The sequence below is a fragment of the Streptomyces sp. NPDC037288 genome, from assembly GCF_055603265.1.
Genome location: NZ_JBVJVY010000004.1, coordinates 1 through 22,199, shown reverse-complemented (window position 1 = coordinate 22,199; position 22,199 = coordinate 1). Strand labels below are relative to the sequence as shown.

The window sequence follows — 22,199 nt, the reverse complement described above, 5'->3', positions numbered from 1 at the left end:
GTGCCAGGTGGTACCCGTGGAGGTATGGCTCACACACCGGCAACCCTCCTGCGGCGCGCGGTGCGACCCGCCTCCCGCGCCGGTTCCCCGTACACCGTGCTCGTCGTCATGTGCGCCGGGTACTTCCTGGTGCTGCTCGACGTCACGATCGTCAACGTCGCCCTGCCCGCCATCGGCTCCGGGCTCGGCACGGACGTCGGGGGACTCCAGTGGGTGGTCGACGGCTACGCACTGGCGCTGGCCTCGCTCATGCTCACCAGCGGCACGGCCGGGGACCGGTACGGCCACAAGCGCGTCGTGCTGGCCGGGCTGGCCGTGTTCGGCGCCGGATCGCTCTGCTGCGGCCTCGCCCCCACGGTGCCCGTGCTGGTCGCCGCCCGCGTGGTGCAGGGCGTCGGCGCCGCGCTGCTGCTGCCCGGCACCCTCGCCCTCATCGGCCGCGCCTTCCCCGACTCCGCCGAGCGGGCCCGTGCGATCGGCGTCTGGGCGGGCATCGGCAGCCTCGCCCTGCCGGCCGGCCCGCTGCTCGGCGGCGCCCTCACCGACGGCCTCGGCTGGCGGGCGATCTTCCTGATCAACGTGCCGATCGTGCTGCTCGCCCTGCTCTGGTCCATGGCCGTCGTCCGCGAGAGCCGGGACGAGCACGCCGCGCCGCTGGACCTGCCGGGCCTGGTCCTCGGCGGCCTGGCCCTGCTGGCGACGACGTACGCCTTCATCGAGGGCGGCCGGGACGGGGCCACGGCTGCGCCGGTGCTCACGGCCGCCGCCGTCGCCGTAGCAGCCCTGGCCGGGCTCGCCCTGGCCGAGTGGCGGCGCGGCGACTCGGCGATGGTGCCACCGGCCCTGCTGCGCCGGCCGGCGTTCGGCGCGGCCAACACCACCGCCGGGATCATGAACCTGTGCACCCTCGGCACCCTGTTCGTCCTGCCGCTGTACCTGCAGTCGGTGCAGCACCGCTCCGCCTTCGAGGCGGGCCTGACGCTGCTGCCGCTGTTCACCCCGCTCGCCGTGTTCGCGCTGCTCGGCGGCCGGATCACCAGCCGTATCGGCGCCCGTGTCCCGGCCGCCGCCGGGCTGCTCGTCGCCGCCGCCGGGCTCTTGCTGCTGACCCGGGCCACGGCGCACTCCGGCCTCGCGCTGCTCTTCCCCGCGTTCCTGCTGTGGGGGCTGGGCGTCGGGCTGCTCACCCCGGCGGTGGTGGCTGCCGCGATCACTGCGGTGCCGGATGCGCGGGCGGGGCTGGCGTCGGCCGTCAACAACACGGCGCGGCAGACGGGCGGGGCGGTCGGGATCGCCGTGGCCGGCGCGGTTGTCGGCCCGCCCGTGGACCAGCAGCGGTTTCTCTCCGGCTTCCATGCCGTGGCCTTCGGCTCCGCCTGTCTGTACGTGGCCGCGGCGGTGCTTGCTCTTGCTCTGCTGCCGGGCGCGTCGCCCGGCGGGCGGCGGGACGCCTAGTCGTCTGCCGGGAAAGGTCCGGCGGCGGCTGCCGGTGACTCGTTCGTGACCGATCGCGCCCGCGGCGGGGCGGCACAGCGATCAGCCCCGCGCCGCCAGGGCGTCGCCGTCACCGGCGCCGTCTGGCGCGTCCCCTTCGCCGCCACAGCCGCACCACCACCCATGCCAGGGCGCCGATCGCTGCCGCCAGGCCGGCCACCCGTTTGGCCACCGGCAGCCCCGCCGTGCGCAGGAGGTCGAGCGGTTCCGGCTCCGTCCGCACCCGCTGCTGCGGTTGCTCCTCGGCGGTGGCCGGTGCCGGTGCCTGCTCGGCCAGCCGGTCCGCCAGGCAGGTGGCGAACTGGCCCACCAGGCGGTCGCCCACCTCCGCCAGCACCCCCCGGCCGAACTGTGCCGGGCGGCCGGTCACCGTCAGGTCGGTCCGGACCGACACCGTCGTGGCGCCGTCGCGTTCGGTGAGGGTGCCGGTGACCTTCGCGCGGGCCGTGCCCTGGCCCCGGGTTTCCCGGCCGTTCGCCACCAGCACCATCCGGTGTGCCACCGCGTCCTGTTCCTCGAAGACCGCCGTGCCCCGGTAGGCGACCGTGACCGGGCCGACCTTGACCTTCACCGATCCGGTCACGGTCCTGCCGTCGTAGTCCTCCACCACCGCGCCCGGCAGACAGGGCGCGACCCGTTCGATGTCGAGGAGCGCGTGCCAGGCGCCGTCGACCGGGACGGGGACGGTGAACTCGTGGTGCAGTTCCATGACCTGCTCCTTCCGGACCCGTCAGACGGGGGTCGGGTGGATGGCCCCGGCGGTCGTCGTCAGCGGCGCGCCGCTGCCGCCCCAGCGCAGGGCGACGATCTCGGCGGCGACGGAGACGGCGACCTCCTCGGGCGTACGGGCCCCGAGGTCGAGCCCGAGCGGGGAGCGCAGCCGGGACAGCTCGGCCTCGGTCAGACCGGCCTCTGTAAGCCGTTCGCGGCGCTCTTCGTGGGTGTGCCGGCTGCCCATCGCCCCGATATAGGCGGCCGGGCGGCGCAGCGCCTCCTCCAGCAGCGGCACGTCGAACTTCGGGTCGTGGGTCAGGACGCAGACCACCGTGCGGTCGTCGGTCTGCGTGCCGGCGAGATACCGGTGCGGCCAGTCGACCACGACCTCGACGCCCGCCGGGAAACGCTTGGGCGTGGCGAAGACCGGGCGGGCGTCGCACACGGTCACCCGGTAGCCGAGGAAGTCGCCGATCCGGGCCACGGCGGCGGCGTAGTCGATCGCGCCGAAGACCAGCATGCGCGGCGGCGGCGCGAACGACTGGAGGAACACGGTCACGGCGTCCTCGCGGCGCTCGCCGTGCGGACCGTAGTGCCGCAGGAGGGAGGCGCCGAGCGCGAGTTCGCCGCGCGCGTCGGCGGTGACGGCGACGTCGAGGCCGCTCGTGCCGAGCGTGCCCGCCGCCCGGTCCGGCCAGACGGCGCGCGTGGCGCCGCGCGGCGCGGGTCCGTCCACCACCGTGGCCACCGTTACCGGCTCGCCCCCGGCGACCGACGCGGCGACCGCGCCGAACTCCGGGTCCGACCGCGATGTCACCGGCCGTACCAGCAGAGTGATCTCACCGCCGCAGGTGAGCCCGACCGCGAAGGCGTCCTCGTCGCTGTAGCCGAACGTCTCCAGGCGGGCCTCGCCGCTCGCCACCACCTCCTGGGCGAGCTCGAACACCGCGCCCTCCACACAGCCCCCGGACACGCTTCCCACGACTTCGTCGTCCGGGCCCACCGCCATGGCGGCACCGGGGCCGCGCGGCGCGCTGCGGCTGACCGCGACGACCGTGGCCAGCCCGAACGGAACACCGCAGGCGTGCCAGCGCGCCAGCGCCGGCAGGATCTCACGCACCATCCGCTCCTCTCACCGGGACCACCGGGACCGCACCGGCCTGAGCGCCGCGCACCACCGCCGCCAGCCGCTCCAGCGCCGCCAGGCTGTGCCCGTCGACGAACGCGTCCACGCTGGGCAGGGCCGCCGCCATCCCGGCGGCCAGCGGCGCGTAACCGGGGCGCGCCTTGCGCGGGTTCGCCCAGACCACCTGGTGGGCCAGGGCGTGCAGACGGCGCATCTGCTGCCCGAGCAGCTCCGGATCGCCGCGCTCCCAGCCGTCCGAGAGCAGCACGACGATCGCCCCGCGCGCCATCCCGCGCTGCCCCCAGCGGTTCAGGAACTCGCGCACCAGCTCACCGAGCCGCGTGCCGCCGCGCCAGTCGGGCACGGCCGCCGCGACGGCCGCCATCGCCAGGTCGGGGTCGCGGTGCGAGAGTTCCCGGGTCACCCGGGTCAGCCGGGTGCCGATGGTGAACACCTCCGTACGGCCCCCGCGCACCGCCGCGTGCGCGAACCGCAGCAACGCGTCGGCGTACGGCGCCATCGAACCGCTCACGTCGACGAGCAGCACCACCCGGCGGGGCCGCTGCACCCGCGTGTGCCGCCGCAGCCGGGCCGGCTCCCCGCCCCGCCGCAGCAACTCCCGTACGGTACGGCGCGGATCGACCTCGCCGCGCCGGGCCGGCCCGCGTCGCGCCGAGCGCCGGGTCTGCCCGTGCAGCGCGAACGCGGCCAGAAGACGGCGCAGTTGGGCACGTTCGGCGGCGTCCAGCTCGCCCACGTCGCGGTGCCGCAGCACCTCCGCCGAGCTGGCGAGCGCGGCGACCGGCGGCCCCGGCGGTTCCCGCTCGCCCGGTGCGGGCGGGCCGTGGGGTGCCTGACGGGCGACGAGCCGGAGGCGGGGCGGGGGAGCGGCGTGCACCGGGTGCGGAGCCCGCGCGCCGCGGGGGCCGAAGTACGCGGCGAACACCCGCTCGTACCGCTCCAGATCGTCGTGGCCGCCGCACAGCGTCGCCCGCCCCGCCCAGTACACGTCCGCGCGCACCCCGGGCCGCAGGGCGCTCACGGCACGCAGGAACGCGTACAGACGCTCACTGCCCGCGTCGACGCCCGCCGCCCGCAGCGCGCGCACAAAGCCCAGCAACACGGCGTCCGCCCCGAGCGGTTCGGCGCCCGCCCCAGGCCGCTCCGCGTCCGTCACGCGCAGATCCGCAGGGGCGGGGTGCGGTCCTGAGCCACCGTCGTGCGGTACGGCGTCCCCTCCCGGTGGTGGGTTCGCGCCGCTGCCGGTCGTATCCATCGCCCTCACCCGCCCCGGGCCGCGAGGACCGCCGCGAGATCGAGCCCCCTTGCCCGGTCCGTGTCCTCCCGGTACTTCAGTACCGAACCCAGCGTCGCCACCGCCAGCTCCGCGTCCACCTCGCTCGCCCCCAGCGCGTCCAGGGCCTCGGCCCAGTCCAGGGTCTCGGCCACGCCGGGCGGCTTGAGCAGGGCGGCGCCCCGCAGCGCCTGCACCAGCGCCGTGACCTGCTCGGCCAGCCGCGCCGACACACCGGGCAGCCGGCGCCGCACGATGGCGAGTTCGCGGGCGAAGGAGGGATGGTCGAACCAGTGGTACAGGCACCGCCGCTTCAGCGCGTCGTGCACCTCGCGGGTGCGGTTCGAGGTCAGGACGACGACCGGCGGATCCTCGGCGCGCAGCGTGCCCAGCTCCGGGATCGTGACCGAGTACTCGGACAGCAGCTCCAGCAGGAACGCCTCGAACTCGTCGTCGGCCCGGTCGATCTCGTCGACCAGCAGCACCGACGGCTGCGTCTGCAGCGCACGCAGCAGCGGCCGGGCGATCAGGAAGCGCCGGTCGTACAGCTCGCTCTCCAGCCGGTCCGCGTCCGTGACCCCGGCCGCCTCGGCGGCTCTCAGGTGCAGCAGCTGACGGGGGAAGTCCCAGTCGTACAGGGCCTGCGAGGCGTCGATGCCCTCGTGGCACTGCAGCCGGATCAGCGGTGCCCCCAGCGCCTGGGCCAGGGCGGCGGCGAGCGCGGTCTTGCCCACACCGGCGTCGCCCTCGCAGAACAGCGGCCGGTGCAGCCTCAGGGCCAGGTAACAGGTGACGGCCAGCCCTTCGTCGACGAGATACCCCGTCTCCTCCAGGCGGGCCCGTACCTGCTCCGGGTCGTCGGTCCGGATGATCGGCGCTCACCCCATTCCGGTGGCGGTCAGCACCGCCCGCCGGGTCAGCACCCGCGCCAGGTGCCGCCGGTACTCGGGCGAGGCGGACAGGTCCTGGGACGGCCGGGTGCCCTCGGCCGCCGCCTCGGCGGCCCGTGCCACGGCCTCGGGACCGTCGGCGCCGGACAGCGCCTCCTCGGCCGCCGTGGCCCGCAGCGGGGTCGAGCCCATGTTGGTCAGCCCGATCCGGGCCTCTCCGACGCGCCCGCCGTCGCGCCGTACCAGCGCGGCGACGCCGACGATGGCCCAGGACTGGGCGACCGGGTGGAACTTCTCGTAGTGGAAGCCCCAGCCGCCGGTCTTCGGGATCCGGACCTCCGTCAGCAGCTCGTCGGGGGCGAGTGCGGACTGGAGGTAGTCGACGAAGAACTCCCGGGCCGGGATCGTGCGCCGGCCGCCCGGACCGGTGACGACCAGTTCGGCGTCCAGGGCCAGGGCCACGGCGGGCAGGTCCCCGGCCGGGTCGGCGTGCGCGAGCGAGCCGCCGAGGGTGCCCCGGTGCCGGACGGCCGGGTCGGCGACCGTGGCCGTCGCCTCGGCCAGCAGCCCGGCGTGCTCGCGCACCAGCGGGTCGTGGACCACCTCGTGGTGCGTGGTCAGCGCGCCGATGACGAGCGTGTCGCCGTCCTCGCGGACCCCGCGCAGCTCGGGGATCCGGCCGACGTCGACGACGAGTTCCGGGAAGGCCAGCCTGAGCCGCAGCAGCGGCAGCAGGCTCTGCCCGCCGGCCAGCACCTTCGCCTCCTCGCCCGCGTCGGCGAGCGCGCGGACCGCCTCGTCCACGCTCGTGGGACGGGTGTACTCGAACGCGGGGGGAATCATGCCGAACCCTCCTCACCCGGCTGACCGTACTGGCCCAGCTCGCCGGACTGTGCGGCCTGTCCCGACTGCCCGGACCGTGCCTGACCCGTGCCGCCGGGCGCGCCGGCCGTGCCGGTCCCTCCGGACCGTGCCTCCTGAACGGCCTGCCACACCCGGTGCGGCGAGCACGGCATCCGTACGTCCCGTACGCCGAGCGGCCTGAGCGCGTCCACGACGGCGTTGACCACGGCGGGCGTCGACGCGATCGTCCCCGCCTCCCCGACTCCCTTGACGCCCAGGGCGTTCGAGGTCGCCGGTGTCTCCGTCCGGTCGGTCGTGAAGTCCGGCAGGTCGGCCGCCGACGGCACGAGGTAGTCGGCCAGGGTGCCGGAGACGAGGTTGCCGTCGGCGTCGTACACGGCCTCCTCGTACAGCGCCTGTGCGATGCCCTGCGCGAGCCCGCCGTGCACCTGTCCCTCGACGATCATCGGGTTGACGACACGGCCCACGTCGTCGACGCAGACGTACGACCGGATCCTCGTCTTCCCGGTCTCCGTGTCGACCTCGACCGCGCACAGGTGGGTGCCGTGCGGGTAGGAGAAGTTCTCCGGGTCCACGACGTGCTCGGCGTTGATGGTGGGTTCGACGCCGTCGGGCAGGTCGTGGTTGGTGAACGCCTCGAAGGCGATCTCCTGGATGGTCTTCCGCGCCTCGGGCGAGCCCTTCACGGAGAACACGCCGCCGCTGAACTCCAGGTCCTGCTCGCTGGCCTCCAACAGGTGGGCGGCGACCTTCCGGGCCTTGTCGACGACCGTCCTCGCGGCCCGGTGCACGGCCTCGCCGCCGACGGCCAGCGACCGTGAGCCGTAGGTGTCCATGCCCTGCGGGGCCGCCTTGGTGTCGCCGTGCAGGACTTCGATGTCCTCGAAGGGCACGCCCAGCACGTCGGCCGCGATCTGGCTCCAGCAGGTCTCGTGGCCCTGCCCGTGCGGGCTGGTGCCGGTGACGACCTCGACCTTGCCGGTGGGCAGCATGCGGATGCTCGCCGCCTCCCAGCCGCCGGCCCCGTACCGGAGGTCGCGCAGCACCCGGCTGGGCGCGAGACCGCACATCTCGGTGTACGTCGACACGCCGATGCCGAGCCGCACGGGGTCGCCGCGCTCGTTGCGCTCTCGCTGCTCGGCGCGCAGGCCGTCGTAGTCGAACAGGGCGAGCGCCTTCTCGGTGGCCGCCTCGTAGTTGCCGCTGTCGTAGGTCAGTCCGGCGATCGAGGTGTACGGGAACTCCTCGTGCCGGATCCAGTTGCGGCGCCTCAACTCGACCGGGTCCAGCGCGAGTTCGACCGCAAGCTCGTCCATGATCCGCTCGATGGCGAAGGTCGCCTCGGGGCGTCCGGCACCGCGGTAGGCGTCGGTGGGGGTGCGGGTGGTGAACACGCCGGTGCAGGTGAACGCGTAGGCGTCCATCTTGTAGATCGCCGGGTACATGAAGGCGCCGAGGATCGGGATGCCCGGGGTGACGAGCATCAGGTAGGCGCCCATGTCCGCGATGAGGTCCACTTTCAGGCCGAGCAGCTTTCCCTCCCGGGTGGCGGCGATCTCGATGTCCTGGATCACGCCGCGGCCATGGTGGGTGGCGAGCGCGCCCTCGGAGCGGGACTCGGTCCACTTCACCGGCCGCCCGAGCTTCCGGGCGACCGCGAGCGCGAGGGCCTCCTCGCCGTACACCTGGAGCTTGGAGCCGAATCCGCCGCCCACGTCCGGGGCGATCACCCGCAGCTTGTGCTCCGGGATCCCGGTGACCGTGGCGAGCATGATCCGCAGGATGTGCGGGATCTGGGTCGCCGAGTAGACCGTGTACTCGCCGGAGGCGGCGAGCGGGGTGACGACCACCGCGCGCGGCTCCATCGCGTTGGGGATCAGCCTCTGCTGGTGGTAGCGGCGCTTCAGCGTCACCTCGGCGCGTTCCCGCACCGCGTCGAAGTTCTCGCCGGTCGCGAGCGGCCAGGTGTAGCAGCGGTTGGTGCCCTTGTCCGCGTGGACCAGCGGGGCGTCCTTCGCGAGCGCGGCCTCCGGATCGAGGACCGGGGGCAGCGGGTCGTAGTCGACCTCGACCGCCTCCAGCGCGTCGGCGGCGGCGTACCGGTCGCGGGCCACCACGACCGCCACCGGGTCGCCGGCGTAGCGGACCTCGTCGACGGCGACGGGCGGATGGTCGGGCAGCACGATGTCCTCGGTCACGGGCCAGGCGCACGGCAGTGAGCCCAGCCCCTCGGCGAGGTCGGCGCCGCTGAACGCCGCGACGACACCGGGCCGTTCGAGGGCGGGGGAGACGTCGACGCGGGTGAGGCGGGCGTGGGCCATGGGGCTGCGCAGGATCGCCAGGTGCAGGAGCCCTGCCACCTGGATGTTGTCGGTCCAGTTGGTCTGGCCGGTGATCAGCCGGGCGTCCTCCTTGCGCAGGCGGGCGCGGCCGACCTCGTGTTCGACGGCCTGGTCGGTCATGCCGTGACCTCCTCGTCGACCTGGCGCCCGGAGGTGTCCTGCCGCCCGGAAGCGTCCTGCTGTCCGGACGCGGCGAGGACCGCGCGGACGATGTTCTGGTAGCCGGTGCAACGGCAGAGGTTCCCCTCCAGGGCCTTGCGGACCTCATCCGGGCCGGGGTGCGGGTTCTCGCGGAGCAGATCGCGCGCCGCCATGATCATGCCCGGGGTGCAGTAGCCGCACTGCAGGCCGTGATGCTCGTGGAAGGCGCGCTGCAGCGGCGTCCACTCACCGTCCCGCGCGAGCCCCTGGATCGTCGTCACCTCGCACCCGTCCGCCTGGACGGCGAGCACCGAGCAGCTCTTCACGCTCGCCCCGTCCAGGTCGACCGTGCACGCTCCGCAGTTGGAGGTGTCGCAGCCGATCGGGGTGCCGGTCAGGCCGAGGCGGTCGCGGAGGTAGTGGGCCAGGAGGAGACGGGGTTCCACGTCGTCCTCGTACGTCGTGCCGTCCACGTTCACCGAGATGCGGGTCATGGGCCCTCCAGGCCGTGCGGAAGAGGGTTTTTCAGCCACCTGGCGTGATGTACGTCACCCTACGACCGTGCTCTGGGTGCGGCGAGTGCTGCGCCCCGGCTTCTGTTGAGCGTTAATCCATTGCTGGCGGGTGCCGGTGTCTGATGCACTGCGCGGTACCCGTCGTCACACAGAGAGGACCAGCGATGCGCGCTGCGTGCATGTCCGCCCAGGAAGGAACCCACCCCGTGCCGAAGGACATCACGCTCAGTGCATCTGCTCAACCTCGGAATTCTCGCGCATGTCGACGCCGGTAAGACCAGCCTGACCGAACGGCTGCTGCACACCGCCGGAGTGATCGACGAGGTCGGCAGCGTAGACGCCGGCAGCACCACCACCGACACCCTCGCGCTGGAGCGGCAGCGCGGTATCACCATCAAGTCCGCCGTCGTGTCGTTCCCGCTCGACGGCGTCACCGTCAACCTCCTCGACACCCCCGGTCACCCGGACTTCATCGCCGAGGTCGAGCGGGTGCTCGGTGTGCTCGACGGCGCCGTCCTGGTCGTCTCGGCCGTCGAGGGCGTCCAGGCGCAGACGCGGGTGCTGATGCGTACCCTGCGCCGGCTGCGCATCCCCACCCTGGTCTTCGTCAACAAGATCGACCGGCGGGGCGCCCGCGAGGAGGCGGTACTCCGCCAGATGGCCCACCGGCTGGCCGTACCTCTCGTGCCGATGGGCCGGACCGCCGGTCTCGGCACCCCCGCCGCCGGCTTCGCGCCCGGCCTCGGCCCGGCAGCGCTGGACGCTCTCACCGACCACGACGACGACCTGCTCGCCGCGTACCTCGACGGCGGTGTGCCCGCGGCCCGCCTGCGCGCCGCGCTGGCCGCCCAGACCCGGCGGGCACTGGTCCATCCGGTGTACTTCGGCTCCGCCGTCACCGGCGCAGGCGTACCGGAGCTGATCTGCGGCATCGAACACCTGCTGCCCACCGCCGGCGGCGACCCGGCCGGCCCCCTGTCGGCCACGGTCTTCAAGGTCGAACGCGGCCCGTCCGGAGAGAAGGTGGCCTATGCCCGCATCTTCTCGGGCACCCTGCACGTCCGCGCCCGGATCCCGTTCGGGGGCGCGGGCGAGGAGGACACCACGGCCGACGACAGGCGCCGGGGCGGCGGGGGCGGGGCGCTGGGCCGGGTCGGCGGCAGCCGGGTGGAGGCGCAGGGCCGGGTCGGCGGCAGCCGGGTGGAGGCGCAGGCCCCCAACGGTCGCCCGGCGGCGGAGGCCGGTGGCGGCCGAGGCCGCGACAGGGGGCCGGAGGCCCGTGGCATCGACGGCGACTCGCCCGCGCCGGCCCTCGGTGGCCGTGGGAGCGGCCGGCGCCTCGACACGGACCCGGCGGGCCGGGCTGCCCGGGGACGGGCGGAGGGGCGGGTCACCGGGATCAGTGTCTTCGAGCGGGGTGGGCACGTGCGGCGGGACAGGGCCGGGGCCGGGCGGATCGTCAAGGTGTGGGGTCTCGGTGAAATCCGCATCGGTGATGCGCTCGGCCGGCCCGGCACGGCGTACGTGCACCACTTCGCGCCGCCCACGCTGGAGACGGTCGTCGTCCCCGGCGCCGGCACGGACCGGCGCTCCCTGCACCTCGCCCTCACCCAGCTCGCCGAACAGGACCCGCTCATCGCGGTCCGGCACGACGACCTGCGCGGGGAGACCGCCGTGTCGCTGTACGGCGAGGTGCAGAAGGAGGTCATCCAGGCCACCCTCGCCGAGGAGTACGGCCTGGACGTCACCTTCCGTGAGACGACGACCCTGTGCATCGAACGGCCGGCCGGAACCGGGCACGCCGTGGAGTTCAACAAGAAGGACGCCAACCCGTTCCTGGCCACCGTCGGCCTGCGCGTCGAACCCGCACCGCCCGGCTCCGGCGTGCGGTTCCGGCTGGAGGTGGAGCTCGGCTCGATGCCGTACGCCTTCTTCAAGGCCGTCGAGGACACCGTCCGCGAGACGCTCGGCCAGGGACTGCACGGCTGGCAGGTCCCCGACTGCACGGTCACCATGACCCACTCCGGCTACTCGCCCCGGCAGAGCCACGCCCACCAGGGCTTCGACAAGAGCATGTCGAGCACCGGTTACGACTTCCGGGGCCTGACCCCGCTGGTCCTGACCGAGGCGCTGCGCCGGGCCGGCACCCTGGTGCACGAGCCCCTGCACCGCTTCCGGCTCGAGGCCCCGGCCGACACGCTCGGCGCGCTGCTCCCGGTGCTCGCCCGGCTGGGTGGCGTAGCGGAGACCACCGCCGCACTCGGCGCGGCCGTCGTGCTGGAGGGCACGGTGCCGGCCGCCCGGGTGCACGGGCTGGAGCAGCGGCTGCCCGGTCTCACCCGGGGTGAGGGGGAGCTGGAGACGGCCTTCGACCACTACGCGCCGGTCACCCGCGGCACGGTCCCCGAGCGGCCGCGTACCGACCACAACCCGCTGAACCGGAAGGAGTACCTGCTCAATGTGACACGCAGAGTGAGCGACTGAGCGCGGTGGGATGACTGATAGTCAACTTACCTGCGAGTCGGGTGGTATTGACGCTGTCCGGGCCGGGGCCGGACTGTGGTGGACATGCCGAATATCCGGGTGCGTCTGCTGGTTGTCCTGGTCGTCCTCTGCGGATTCCTGGCGGTGGGGGGGGTTCCCCCCCCCCCCCCCCCCCCCGCCCCCCCCTCCCCCCCCCCCACCCCCCCCCCCCCCCCCCCCCCCCCCCCCCCCCCCACCCCGGCCCTTTCCGCCGCCACCCCGGCCCTCCCCACCGCCGTCCCCGCCGACTCCCTCTGGTTCGACGGCGCCCCGCTCACCGTGCAGGGCGGCCGTTTCACCGACGGTCAAGGACGCGAGGTCGTCCTGCGCGGCTACAACGTCTCCGGCGAGACCAAGCTGGAGGAGAACGGCGGCCTGCCCTTCGCCTCGGTCGCCGACGCCCGGAAGTCCGCGACCGCGCTGCGCGCCCTCGGTGGCGCGAACACGGTCCGCTTCCTGCTCTCCTGGGCGCACGCCGAACCCGCACGCGGCCAGGTGGACACCGGTTACCTCGCCGCCGTCACCGCGCAGATGCGTGCCTTCCTGGACGCGGGCATCCGCGTCTTCCCGGACTTCCACCAGGACCTGTACTCCCGCCACCTGTTCACCGGCGGCAGCTGGTACACGGGTGACGGTGCCCCCAAGTGGGCGGTCGACGCCGGGAGTTACCCGGCCGAGTCCTGCGGCATCTGCCTGTTCTGGGGCCAGAACATCACCCAGAACGCGGCCGTGCGGCAGGCGCAGGACGACTTCTGGCACAACGCCCACGGTCTCCAGGACGCCTTCCTCGCCACCGCCCGGACGGCCATGGCCTACCTTCGCCAGAGCCTGACCGGCGCGGAGTTCGCGAACATCGCCGGCTTCGACCCGTACAACGAGCCCTACGCGGGCAGCTACGACTCCGGCCAGACCTCCCGCAGCTGGGAGAAGGACCTGCTGTGGCCGTTCTACGAGAGGTTCCGCGCCCGCATGGACGCCGCCGGCTGGCAGGACAAGCCCGCCTTCGTGGAGCCCAACCTCTTCTGGAACGCCAACATCTCCACCCAGAAACAGGAGGGCGGCCTGCTGGACGCGGGCACGCTCGGTCCGGGCTATGCCTTCAACACCCACTTCTACGACCAGAAGGCCATCTCCGGCATCCTGATGTGGGGCAAGGCCGCCGACGGCCAGTACGCCTCCGACTTCGCCGCCGTCCGCGACCGCGCCGCGACCGCCGGTACCGCCGCCGTGGTCAGCGAGTTCGGCCATCCGCTGTCCGGCACGGTCTCCGACAAGGCCCCGACCGTCCTCAAGGCCATGTACCAGGCGCTCGACTCCCGGCTCGCGGGCGCGAGTTGGTGGAGCAACCCGTCGGCCTCCGGTCCGGTGCTGTCCGCTACCCAGTGGCAGTGGGACCTCTACAACGGCCGGCACCACGAGCTGATGAACGGCAACCCCGACAAGGCGCTCACCTCCGGTGACGCCTGGAACGGCGAGGACCTGTCCGCCGTACGGCTGGACGACTCGGGGAACGTCACACTGCGCCAGGACGCCCGGCTGCTGGACCGCCTCTACCCGAGCGCCACGGCCGGCACGACCCTCGCCTTCACCTACGAGGACCGCTCCCGCGACGGCTCGACGACCCTCACCTGGAACCCGGTGCCGAGTTCCCTGCCGAACGTTTCCCGACTGGTGGGCTCCGGCCGGTACGGGCTGCTGGTCTGGCGCTCCGGCGACGGCACCGCGCCCACCGAACTGCACCTGCCGGCGTCCTTCCCCGCATCGTCGACCACCGTCGTCTCCGACCTGGGCACGGCCTTCGCCCCGCCCGCCTACAGTGCCTCCACCCCGGTCGCCGTCGCCCCCGAACCGGGCGGCACGGGCAGCCGCCGCCTGCTGCTCACCGACCAGGACTCCGGCGCCCGGCACTTCGCGCTGGTGACCAACGGGGCCACGGCGCCCTCGGCGGACCTGCTGGCCGCGGCCCGGTCCGAGCTGGCCGCGTGGGCGGCGGCGCACTTCTGAAGGGCCGGGCCCTTGCGGCAGGAGCCGTACGGCCCCCGGGAAGAGTGGGGTCACCCCGGAGACCGTACGGCGCTCAACTCCCGGTCGGACCCGTCCAGTCGGCCTGGACATGTCCCAGCCGGACGCGCTGCGGATGGTCGCCGACCGGTACGGACAGCACCTTCTGGCCGGTGGCGAAGTCGATGGCCGTGACCTGGTCGGCGCCGGCCTCTGAGATGACGCAGTCCCTGCCGTCGCCGCTCACGGTCGCCCAGTACGGCGTGGACGCGGTGACGAGCGGGCCGACGCCGAAGGACGCCCGGTCGACGACGGTCGCGTAGTTGTCCATCGTCCCGGCGACACACAGCTTGGTGCCCTCGGGGTTCATCGAGATGCCGTGGTGGCGCGAGTCCAGCAGCCAGGTGGTGCGGTCCGGATTCGTCGCCGGGTTCTCCGGCAGGGTCTTCACCCGGGTGATCCTGTCCGTGGCCACGTCGTACTCCAGGAAGCCGTTGAAGAAGGACACCTGGAAGTACAGCTTGGACCAGTCCGGTGTGAAGGCGGCGGGCCGGACCGCGTCGGAGAAGTCCTTCAGTCCGGCGGCGTCCAGCCGTTGCCGCATGTCGATGGTCCTGACCTGCTTGAACGTGGTGGCGTCGACGACGGTGATGTGGCGGTCGCCCTTGGTCCAGTCCCAGCCCGGGGCGTCGAGGGAGGTGGTCACCTCGCCGATGGACATGTTCCAGATGTACTTCCCGCCGTTCGTGAAGAAGTTCTCGTGCGGCTTGTCGCCGGTGCCGAACTCACCCAGTTCCCTCCCGGTGCCGATGTCCAGCACCTGCACCTTGTCCGCGGTCGAGGCCGAGACCGCGACCCGCGTGCCGTCGGGTGAGACCGCCATGTGGTCGGCGCGGTAACCGGCCACCGGGAAGCGCCAGTTGACCTTGCCGGTGGCCAGGTCGATGGAGACCACGTCGGCGAAGCTGGGCCGGGAGACGACCACGGACCTGCCGTCGGGCGTGGAGTACATGTCGTCCGCGTACTGGTCGTGTCCCTCGCCGACCTCGTTGCGGACGGACGTGTAGTAGATCCACTTGATCGGGTCGGCGTTGATCTCCGCGAGCCGCTCGGCCTTGTCCGGGATGACGTTGATCCGGCCGACCCTCGCGAAGTCGCCGGAGGAGTGGATGACGTCGGCGGTGCCGTCCCAGTTGTTGCCGACGAACAGCACCTCGCGCAGGCCGTCGGCGGCACCGCCCGCGGCGGAGGCGGCGGTCGCCGGACCGGCGACGGTCAGGGCGAGGGCGGCGGCCACGGAGCACAGGTGCCTGGTTCTGGAGGCAGGCATGACTGCTCTCTTTCCTCGGAGGACCGGGGGCGGGGGAGTGCCGGGGAATCTGAACACGGGCGCGTTCACAGTGAACTTACTGAAAAGTAAGGACGGGGCCGCCTTCTCGACAAGATGTGTGCACGACAAGATTGGGTCACCGGCGGGTGACAGTGGGGGGAAGCATGACGGGCAGGCTCAGGGCGCCGACGGGACGTTACGGCGGCCGGTCCGCCGAGGAACGACAGGCCGAGCGGCGCCGCCGTTTCCTGGCCGCGGCCCTGGAACTGTTCGGCGGCAGCCCGGGCTACCGGGGGACGACGATCGCCGCGCTGTGCCAGGCCGCCGCCCTGTCGACCCGCCAGTTCTACGAGGAGTTCCGCACCCTGGAGGACGTCCTCGCCGCGCTGCACCTGGAGGTCAACGGCTGGGCGGAACAGGCGGTTCTGGACGCCCTCGCCACGGCGGACGGGCTGCCGCTGGCCGAGCGGGCCGCCGTGCTCTTCCACGCCTACGCCCGCGACGTCACCTGCGACCCGCGCCGTGTACGCATCGCCTTCATGGAGATCGTCGGTGTCAGCCCGCGCCTGGAGGAGCAGCGCCTGGCCCGCCGGGCCCGCTGGATCGACCTGATCCGCGCCGAGGCGGACGCGGCCGTGGTGCGCGGGGAGGCGGCCCCCCGTGACTACCGGGTCGCGGCGGCGGCGTTCATCGGCAGCGTCAACGGCCTGCTGCACGACTGGAGCGCCGGTTGGGTGGACGCCACGCTGGACGAGGTGGTGGACGAACTGGTGCGGCTGCTGCTCGGCATGCTCCGGCCGGCGGGCTGGCGTCCCGCGACCGGCTGACAGGGCGGCTTGTCGAGCCCGTCGGCGCAGGTCAGGGCGGTTCCGGGCGGCTCGGCGCGCGCGATGGGCCGGGAGCTGGTCTGCTGGTGCGGGGGCGTCGTACCCGTGTTCCGGTATCCGGCCGACACCTACGGGAGAACCAGATGAGTACCTATCGAGTCGCGCAGGTCACGGCCGCGGGCGGCCCGTTCGAGCTGGTCGAGCGGGAGGTGCCCGAGCCGGGTCCCGGTCAGGTGCGGATCGCCGTGGAGGCCTGCGGCATCTGCCACAGCGACGCGTTCTTCGTGAACGGGGGCCTGCCCGGCGTGACCTTCCCGGAGGTCCCCGGGCACGAGATCGCCGGACGCGTGGAGGCGCTCGGCGAGGGCACGCAGGAGTGGGGCCGGCAGGTCGGCGACCGGGTGGCGGTCGGCTGGTTCGGCGGCAGCTGCGGCCACTGCACGTCCTGCCGCAAGGGCGACTTCATCGTGTGCCCCGAGCTGAAGGTCCCCGGCTGGGCCTACGACGGCGGCTTCGGCGAGAAGGTGATCGTGCCGGTCGGCGCCCTGGCCAGGATTCCCGACGCGCTGGCGGCGAGCGACGCCGGACCCATGGCCTGCGCGGGCGTGACCGTCTTCAACGGGCTGCGGCGCAGCTCCGCCCGGTCCGGCGACCGGGTCGCGGTGCTCGGCCTCGGCGGCCTGGGGCACCTCGGGGTGCAGTACGCGGTGGCGCTGGGCTTCGAGACCGTGGGGATCGCCCGGGGTGCGGAAAAGGCCGACTTCGCCAAGCAGTTGGGCGCCCACCACTATGTCGACAGCACCTCCGGCACTCCGGTCGCCGAGGCCCTGCAGTCCCTCGGCGGTGTGAACGTCGTGCTGGCCACCGCCGGCAACTCCGAGGCCATCACCGCCACCGTGGACGGCCTGGCGCCGCGCGGCGAGCTGGTGGTCATCGGAGCGGACGCCGAGCCGATGGGCATCAATCCGGCCCAGCTGCTCATGGCCGGCCGGGTCGTGCGCGGCCACCCGTCCGGCACCTCGCAGGACGTGGAGGACACCATGGCCTTCAGCGCCCTGCACGGCATCCGCCCGATGACCGAGACCGCCCCGCTGGGCGACGCGAACGAGGCCTATCAGAAGATGCTCGCCGGCAAGGCCCGCTTCCGCATGGTGCTGGCCAACGGCTGACTCGGCCGGGGGAGGTACCGGTGGACGGCGAACGCTGTGATCAGACTGTGGGCCGTGCCGTTGCCGGAGCCGGTTCCGTGACCCATGGCACGGTGAGATGGGCAGCCTCGGTGCTGCGCGGGAACATGGCCTGCTCGTACTCGGTGAGCGCGGCCTCGACGTCGTCGGGGCGCGCGGCGAGGGCCCTGCCGAGTTCGGCGCCGTCGAGCATGGCCAGGTTGGCGCCTTCGCCGTTGGGGGCCGAGAGGTGGGCGGCGTCGCCGAGCAGGGTCACCCCAGGCACCCGGTCCCAGCGGAGCCCGGCCGGCAGTGCGTAGAGGGGGCGCAGGACCGGTGCGGTGTCGCTGTCGGTGATCAGCGCGGTGAGCTCCGGCGCCCAGCCGTCGAACTCTGCCGCGATCCGCCCGGTGGCCACGGCGGCATCGGTGAAGTCGATGGCGGCGAACCAGTCCAGCGGCTCGGACAGCCCCACGTAGGCGTGCAGGGTGTCGTCCCTTTCCCGGTGGGCGAAGATCTCCCTGTCCGGCGAGGGCACGATCAACGACCCGCCGCCGACCGCTTTGGCGGCGGCCGGGTGCCGGGTGCCGGCGTCGAACAGGTACGTCTCGACGACCGACTTGCCGACGTACTCGGGTGTGGCGGTGGACAGCAGCGGCCTCACCCGTGACCACGCGCCGTCCGCGCCGACCAGCAGGCTGGTGACGACGGTGCCGCCGCCTGCGAACGTCACCTCGTGGCGCCCCGCGCCGAGGGGACGGATGCTCCTGGCCTTGTGCCCCCACCGGACGGTGCCGGCCGGGAGCGAGTCGAGCAGGATCTGCCGCAGCTCGCCGCGCTGCACCTCGGGGCGGCCGCCCGTGCCGTCGTCGGCTTCGTCGAGCAGGACGGTCCCGTCCGGGGAGAGGACCCGCATCGCCTGACGACCCTCCAGGACGATGTCCCGGAACTCGTCCATCAGGCCGGCCGCCTGGAGGGCGAGCTGCCCGTTGTAGTCGTGGATGTCGAGCATCCCGCCCTGCGAACGCGCAGCCGCTGAGGGCTCCGCCTCGTAGACCGTGGCCGGTATGCCATGGACGTGCAGGACGCGGGCGAGCGTGAGGCCGCCGAGCCCGGCACCGATGATCGTGACGTCAGTGGTCATGGGACTTCCTTCCTGAGCGTGGACCAGCTCAATGTCCCAGCGCCCACCGACAGTTCACCGACAGACCACCGACCGCCGCCGACAGCCCGCCGACACCGGCCCCGTCCGCGAATCGCGGACGGGGCCGGTGTGCGCAGTGCCGCTTGCGTGCCGTCTACACCGATGCCCCGTAGGGGCGCTGCGGGGGGAGGGGCGGCTTCGCCGACACCTCGTGGCACTTGCAGCCGCACTTCTCGGTCCACCGTACGCAAGCTGCCTATCAGGCCGACGGTCTCCTCGCGCTGGGGGACACGCAGAACTGGGTGGCGCACCAGCTCTCACCCAACGCGCACGCGTACCCGCACGATGTGCGGTGGCGCTGCAGGGGGGACGTCCCCTGCTGATCCCCGGACACGGCGCCCAGCTCGCCATGGCCGGCTGATCGGGCTCGGCCCGGAATCGCGGTCGCCGACCAGGTCACACCGTCCCGGGCAGGCACTCGGCGAGCAGGTCGACGATGTCGCGCCAGGCTCGCTGCGCGTGCCGTGGGTGGTAGCCGACGCCGGGGCGGACGGTGTGGTCGACCGGCGGGTGGTGGAAGGCGTGCAGGGCGCCGCCGTAGACCACGAGGCGCCAGTCGACGCCCGCGGCCTGCATCTCGGCGGTGAACGCGTCCCGTTGCGCGGTCGGCATGATCGGGTCTTCCGACCCGACCCCGGCCCACACCGGGCAGCGAATGCGCGCCGCCTCGCCCGGTCGGCCCGTGGTCAGTGCGTTGACTGTCCCGATCGCGCGCAGGTCGGCGCCGCCGCGCCCGAGTTCCAGCACGATCGCGCCGCCGGTGCCGTAGCCGACGGCGGCGATCCGGTCGGGGTCGGTCCGCGGTTCGGCGCGCAGCACGTCGAGCGCCGCATGGCCGACGCCCCGCATCCGGTCGGGGTCGGCGAGCAGCGGCATACAACGGGCCAGCATGTCCCCGGGGTCGCTCAGATAGCGCCCGCCGTGGAGGTCGAAGGCCAGCGCCACGTGTCCCAGCTCGGCGAGCGCATCGGCCCGACGGCGCTCGACGTCGCCGAGCCCCATGCCCTCCGGTCCGAGCAGTACCGCGGACCGGCGGCCGACACCGGCCGGGAGCGCGAGGTGCCCGATCATCGTCAGGCCGTCGGCCCGGTACTCGACCGTGCGCGTTGTGATCGTCGTCATGAGACGGGACGGTAGTGATCGTCGAGCCCGGTCGGCACGGTGTTCTGCCGCCCGCAGAACACCGCGGGTGTGCCTCTGATGCGGCGATGGCTCACAAGAGCCGTCACACGCCCATCCGGTGGTTGCCGGCCCGGGTGGTCCTGTCCGCGCTCTGGTCGTCGGTCAGGAGGTGGACGTTCGTCAGCCGCCGAGTCGGTCCAGTGCCGCCACCACCGGGGCGGCGCCGTCCTCCTCGCGGATGCGGGTGCCCAGCGAGCGCGCCCGCTCCCCGTACACCGGCTCACGGGTGGCGCGTACCAGGGCGGAGGCCAGGGCGTCCACGGTCACCCGGCGCAACGGCACGACGTCCGGGGCGACCCCCAGCGCGACCAGCCGGGCGGACCAGAACCCGGCGTCGAACTGCACCGGCACCGGCACGGCCGGCACCCCGGCGCGCAGCCCCGCCGCCGTCGTCCCCGCACCCGCGTGATGGACCACGGCGGCCATCCGCGGGAAGAGCAGCGCGTGCGGCACGTCGCCGATGGTCAGCATGTCGTCGCCGTCCGCCGCGAGCCCGCCCCAGCCGCGCTGGATCACCCCGCGCAGCCCCGCCCGCCGCAGCGCCGCGACCACCTGGGCGCTGAGCCGGCCGGCGTCCGGCACGGTGGCGCTGCCCAGGCCGACGAAGACCGGGGCCGGGCCGGCGTCGATGAACTCCCGGATGTGGTCGGGAAGTTGTGTCTGCGGGGCGTACGGCCACCAGTAGCCGCTCACCGTGAGGCCCGGCCGCCAGTCCCGGGGCCGGGGCACCACCAGGGGGCTGAAGCCGTGGTGCACCGGCCAGTGCCGCCGCTCCCGGGTCCGCCGCGCCGCACCGGCCCGCAGCGGGGGCAGCCCCAGCCGGTCGCGCACCACGGGCACGGTCGCGGCGAAGACATGCTCCACGGCGAGGCTCACCCCGTGTCCGGCGAGCCGGTTGGCCGCCCCTCCCCACAGGCCGCCGCCGAGCACGGCCGGCGCGAACTCCCGCGTGGGCGTGATGGGCTGGAGATAGACGCCCATGCTCGGCACCCGCAGTCCCTCGGCGATCGCGTGCCCGAGCGGGGCCAGTGAGGCGGACAGCAGCAGCACTTCGGCGCCCCGGGCCGCCGAGAGGAGGTCATCGGTCATCAGCCCGACCAGCCGCCGCGCCAGGTCCACCACCCGCAGCAGCTTCCCGGCGCCGCTGGCGCTGCGGTGCAGACCCCGGCCGCGCGGGGATTCCAACTCGGCCCGCGGATCGACCGGCAGCGGATGGAACCGTATGCCGGAGCCCGCCACCAGCGGCTCGAAGCGGGCGTGGGTGACCAGGGTGACCTCGTGTCCGGCCTGGGCCAGCCGGTGTCCCAGCCCGGTGTAGGGGGCCACATCCCCACGGGATCCGGCCGTCATGATCGCAACGCGCACGACGGCCAGTATGGCCGCATCCCGCCCCTCGCGCGCCCAACGAACCGCCCACGACGGCGGGTTCACGACCAACGTGCACGCCGGCCTGTGCCCGGACGCCTACCACGCCGCCCCTGGCAACGGCACGTCGCTGGTGCTGTGGAGCTACAACGGCGGCGACCACCAGAAGTTCCCGCACCTGACACCTCTACACCTCTAGGCGGCGGCGAGCACCAGCAGGCCCGTCGCCGCCGGCAGGGCACAGCCCAGCACGCACCAGGCCACCAGCCGCAGGCGCAGCGCCCGGTATCTCCGCTCGTACGTCCGCTGCAGCTCCGCGGCGCGTTCGGCGGTACGGCACCACGACGCACGGGTCAGCGCCAGGTACTCCGCCTCGAACTGCCCCACCAGGTCCGCGCGCTGGGTGTCGGTGAGCCAGCCGAGCCGGGAGGCGACCCGGGCCGCCGCCGTACGGCCCTCCGCGCGCGCGGCGGCCAGCAGCAGATGGCCCTCGATCTCCCGGACGAGGGCCGACTCCTCCTTCGCGGTCATCGCGCGCTCACCTCCTTGTCGAGGGCCGGTGTTCCGGGGTGGTGCAGGTCGAACGCCGGGGATTCGCTGCGGATCCGCGGCAGGGTGACGAAGTTGTGCCGCGGCGGCGGGCAGGACGTCGCCCACTCCAGCGAACGGCCGTAACCCCACGGATCGTCGCTCCCGACCCGCTCGCCGTACCTGGCCGTCTTCCAGACGTTGTAGAAGAACGGGAGCATGGAGGAGCCGAGCAGGAACGAGAAGATCGTCGAGACCGTGTTGAGCGTGGTGAGTCCCTCGGCCGCGAGATAGTCGGGAATCCGGCGCTGCATCCCGTTCGTGCCCAGCCAGTGCTGGACCAGGAAGGTGCCGTGGAAGCCGACGAACAGCATCCAGAAGGTGATCTTGCCGAGGCGCTCGTCCAGCATCTTGCCGGTCCACTTCGGCCACCAGAAATGGAACCCCGCGAACATCGCGAACACCACGGTCCCGAAGACGACGTAGTGGAAGTGGGCCACCACGAAGTAGGAGTCGGAGATCGCGAAGTCGATCGGCGGCGAGGCGAGCATGACACCGGTCAGCCCGCCGAAGACGAACGTGACCAGGAAACCCATCACCCACAGCATCGGTGTCTCGAAGGACAGCGAGCCCTTCCACATGGTGCCGATCCAGTTGAAGAACTTCACACCGGTCGGTACGGCGATCAGGAAG

At 73.3% G+C, this 22,199-nt stretch carries 19 protein-coding genes; 6 read left to right on the top strand and 13 right to left on the bottom strand.

The window, feature by feature from the left end:
* Positions 1-24 precede the first annotated feature (24 nt).
* Positions 25-1,455, top strand: a complete 1,431-nt coding sequence (locus ACZ7GZ_RS05760) for an MFS transporter (RefSeq protein ID WP_471021285.1) — start codon at positions 25-27, stop codon at positions 1,453-1,455.
* A 109-nt stretch (positions 1,456-1,564) separates the two neighbouring features.
* On the opposite strand, the gene ACZ7GZ_RS05755 is transcribed toward ACZ7GZ_RS05760, so the two are convergent.
* From ACZ7GZ_RS05755 to ACZ7GZ_RS05725, 7 genes are all read right to left on the bottom strand, one after another.
* Complete coding sequence (locus tag ACZ7GZ_RS05755) at positions 1,565-2,203, bottom strand: SRPBCC family protein (protein WP_471021282.1); 639 nt, start codon at positions 2,201-2,203, stop codon at positions 1,565-1,567.
* 21 nt (positions 2,204-2,224) lie between these two features.
* A complete protein-coding gene (locus tag ACZ7GZ_RS05750; protein ID WP_471021721.1) occupies positions 2,225-3,328 on the bottom strand; it encodes an XdhC family protein in 1,104 nt (367 codons plus the stop codon).
* Positions 3,321-4,511, bottom strand: a complete 1,191-nt coding sequence (locus ACZ7GZ_RS05745) for a vWA domain-containing protein (protein ID WP_471021281.1) — start codon at positions 4,509-4,511, stop codon at positions 3,321-3,323. Before ACZ7GZ_RS05745 ends, ACZ7GZ_RS05750 begins: the two co-directional genes overlap by 8 nt.
* A gap of 104 nt (positions 4,512-4,615) precedes the next feature.
* Entirely contained in the window at positions 4,616-5,362 is a 747-nt protein-coding gene (locus tag ACZ7GZ_RS05740; protein ID WP_471021280.1) for an AAA family ATPase, read from the bottom strand.
* Between the two features lie 144 nt (positions 5,363-5,506).
* Complete coding sequence (locus ACZ7GZ_RS05735) at positions 5,507-6,361, bottom strand: FAD binding domain-containing protein (RefSeq protein WP_471021278.1); 855 nt, start codon at positions 6,359-6,361, stop codon at positions 5,507-5,509.
* The gene (locus ACZ7GZ_RS05730; RefSeq protein WP_471021277.1) at positions 6,358-8,844 is read right to left on the bottom strand and encodes a xanthine dehydrogenase family protein molybdopterin-binding subunit; all 2,487 of its coding nucleotides are present in this window, start codon (positions 8,842-8,844) and stop codon (positions 6,358-6,360) included. The genes ACZ7GZ_RS05735 and ACZ7GZ_RS05730 overlap by 4 nt, the downstream gene beginning before the upstream one ends.
* Positions 8,841-9,359: a (2Fe-2S)-binding protein gene (locus tag ACZ7GZ_RS05725; protein ID WP_471021276.1), complete on the bottom strand. Its 519-nt coding sequence runs from the start codon at positions 9,357-9,359 to the stop codon at positions 8,841-8,843. The genes ACZ7GZ_RS05730 and ACZ7GZ_RS05725 overlap by 4 nt, the downstream gene beginning before the upstream one ends.
* Before the next feature lie 249 nt (positions 9,360-9,608).
* Between ACZ7GZ_RS05725 and ACZ7GZ_RS05720 the strand changes: the two genes are divergently transcribed.
* Positions 9,609-11,864, top strand: coding sequence for a GTP-binding protein (locus ACZ7GZ_RS05720; RefSeq protein ID WP_471021275.1), 2,256 nt, complete (start codon positions 9,609-9,611; stop codon positions 11,862-11,864).
* Positions 11,865-11,948: 84 nt separating this feature from the next.
* Positions 11,949-13,907 carry a cellulase family glycosylhydrolase gene (locus ACZ7GZ_RS05715; RefSeq protein WP_471021274.1) on the top strand — a complete coding sequence of 653 codons (1,959 nt, stop codon included), beginning with the start codon at positions 11,949-11,951 and terminating at the stop codon, positions 13,905-13,907.
* A gap of 73 nt (positions 13,908-13,980) precedes the next feature.
* Here ACZ7GZ_RS05715 and ACZ7GZ_RS05710 read toward each other — a convergent pair whose 3' ends face one another.
* The gene (locus ACZ7GZ_RS05710) at positions 13,981-15,234 is read right to left on the bottom strand and encodes a YncE family protein (protein WP_471021272.1); all 1,254 of its coding nucleotides are present in this window, start codon (positions 15,232-15,234) and stop codon (positions 13,981-13,983) included.
* 164 nt (positions 15,235-15,398) lie between these two features.
* Here ACZ7GZ_RS05710 and ACZ7GZ_RS05705 point away from each other — a divergent pair, with 164 nt between their 5' ends.
* Both ACZ7GZ_RS05705 and ACZ7GZ_RS05700 read left to right on the top strand, forming a co-directional pair.
* Positions 15,399-16,061 (top strand): TetR/AcrR family transcriptional regulator, encoded by a 663-nt coding sequence (locus ACZ7GZ_RS05705; RefSeq protein WP_471021271.1) that lies wholly within the window; start codon positions 15,399-15,401, stop codon positions 16,059-16,061.
* Positions 16,062-16,204: 143 nt separating this feature from the next.
* The gene (locus ACZ7GZ_RS05700; protein WP_471021270.1) at positions 16,205-17,230 is read left to right on the top strand and encodes an alcohol dehydrogenase; all 1,026 of its coding nucleotides are present in this window, start codon (positions 16,205-16,207) and stop codon (positions 17,228-17,230) included.
* Between the two features lie 40 nt (positions 17,231-17,270).
* On the opposite strand, the gene ACZ7GZ_RS05695 is transcribed toward ACZ7GZ_RS05700, so the two are convergent.
* From ACZ7GZ_RS05695 to ACZ7GZ_RS05685, 3 genes are all read right to left on the bottom strand, one after another.
* Positions 17,271-18,371, bottom strand: coding sequence for an FAD-dependent oxidoreductase (locus ACZ7GZ_RS05695; RefSeq protein WP_471021268.1), 1,101 nt, complete (start codon positions 18,369-18,371; stop codon positions 17,271-17,273).
* Positions 18,372-18,827: 456 nt separating this feature from the next.
* Positions 18,828-19,553, bottom strand: a complete 726-nt coding sequence (locus tag ACZ7GZ_RS05690; protein WP_471021266.1) for a dienelactone hydrolase family protein — start codon at positions 19,551-19,553, stop codon at positions 18,828-18,830.
* Positions 19,554-19,733: 180 nt separating this feature from the next.
* Positions 19,734-20,963 carry a glycosyltransferase gene (locus tag ACZ7GZ_RS05685; protein WP_471021720.1) on the bottom strand — a complete coding sequence of 410 codons (1,230 nt, stop codon included), beginning with the start codon at positions 20,961-20,963 and terminating at the stop codon, positions 19,734-19,736.
* Between the two features lie 25 nt (positions 20,964-20,988).
* Between ACZ7GZ_RS05685 and ACZ7GZ_RS05680 the strand changes: the two genes are divergently transcribed.
* Positions 20,989-21,177 (top strand): hypothetical protein, encoded by a 189-nt coding sequence (locus tag ACZ7GZ_RS05680; RefSeq protein WP_471021265.1) that lies wholly within the window; start codon positions 20,989-20,991, stop codon positions 21,175-21,177.
* Here ACZ7GZ_RS05680 and ACZ7GZ_RS05675 read toward each other — a convergent pair.
* Positions 21,174-21,509, bottom strand: coding sequence for a hypothetical protein (locus ACZ7GZ_RS05675; RefSeq protein ID WP_471021264.1), 336 nt, complete (start codon positions 21,507-21,509; stop codon positions 21,174-21,176). The two genes, ACZ7GZ_RS05680 and ACZ7GZ_RS05675, sit on opposite strands and share 4 nt — an antisense overlap.
* A partial coding sequence (locus ACZ7GZ_RS05670; RefSeq protein WP_471021262.1) for a cytochrome c oxidase subunit I occupies positions 21,506-22,199 on the bottom strand: 694 nt, incomplete at its 5' end. The genes ACZ7GZ_RS05675 and ACZ7GZ_RS05670, both read right to left, overlap by 4 nt.

Coding starts and splice junctions, on each gene's coding strand:
- ACZ7GZ_RS05760 (WP_471021285.1), top strand. CDS start 25: ATGGCTCACACACCGGCAACCCTCCTGCGGCGCGCGGTGCGACCCGCC.
- ACZ7GZ_RS05755 (WP_471021282.1), bottom strand. CDS start 2,203: ATGGAACTGCACCACGAGTTCACCGTCCCCGTCCCGGTCGACGGCGCC.
- ACZ7GZ_RS05735 (WP_471021278.1), bottom strand. CDS start 6,361: ATGATTCCCCCCGCGTTCGAGTACACCCGTCCCACGAGCGTGGACGAG.
- ACZ7GZ_RS05730 (WP_471021277.1), bottom strand. CDS start 8,844: ATGACCGACCAGGCCGTCGAACACGAGGTCGGCCGCGCCCGCCTGCGC.
- ACZ7GZ_RS05725 (WP_471021276.1), bottom strand. CDS start 9,359: ATGACCCGCATCTCGGTGAACGTGGACGGCACGACGTACGAGGACGAC.
- ACZ7GZ_RS05715 (WP_471021274.1), top strand. CDS start 11,949: ATGCCGAATATCCGGGTGCGTCTGCTGGTTGTCCTGGTCGTCCTCTGC.
- ACZ7GZ_RS05710 (WP_471021272.1), bottom strand. CDS start 15,234: ATGCCTGCCTCCAGAACCAGGCACCTGTGCTCCGTGGCCGCCGCCCTC.
- ACZ7GZ_RS05705 (WP_471021271.1), top strand. CDS start 15,399: ATGACGGGCAGGCTCAGGGCGCCGACGGGACGTTACGGCGGCCGGTCC.
- ACZ7GZ_RS05700 (WP_471021270.1), top strand. CDS start 16,205: ATGAGTACCTATCGAGTCGCGCAGGTCACGGCCGCGGGCGGCCCGTTC.
- ACZ7GZ_RS05695 (WP_471021268.1), bottom strand. CDS start 18,371: ATGACCACTGACGTCACGATCATCGGTGCCGGGCTCGGCGGCCTCACG.
- ACZ7GZ_RS05690 (WP_471021266.1), bottom strand. CDS start 19,553: ATGACGACGATCACAACGCGCACGGTCGAGTACCGGGCCGACGGCCTG.
- ACZ7GZ_RS05685 (WP_471021720.1), bottom strand. CDS start 20,963: ATGACGGCCGGATCCCGTGGGGATGTGGCCCCCTACACCGGGCTGGGA.
- ACZ7GZ_RS05680 (WP_471021265.1), top strand. CDS start 20,989: ATGGCCGCATCCCGCCCCTCGCGCGCCCAACGAACCGCCCACGACGGC.
- ACZ7GZ_RS05675 (WP_471021264.1), bottom strand. CDS start 21,509: ATGACCGCGAAGGAGGAGTCGGCCCTCGTCCGGGAGATCGAGGGCCAT.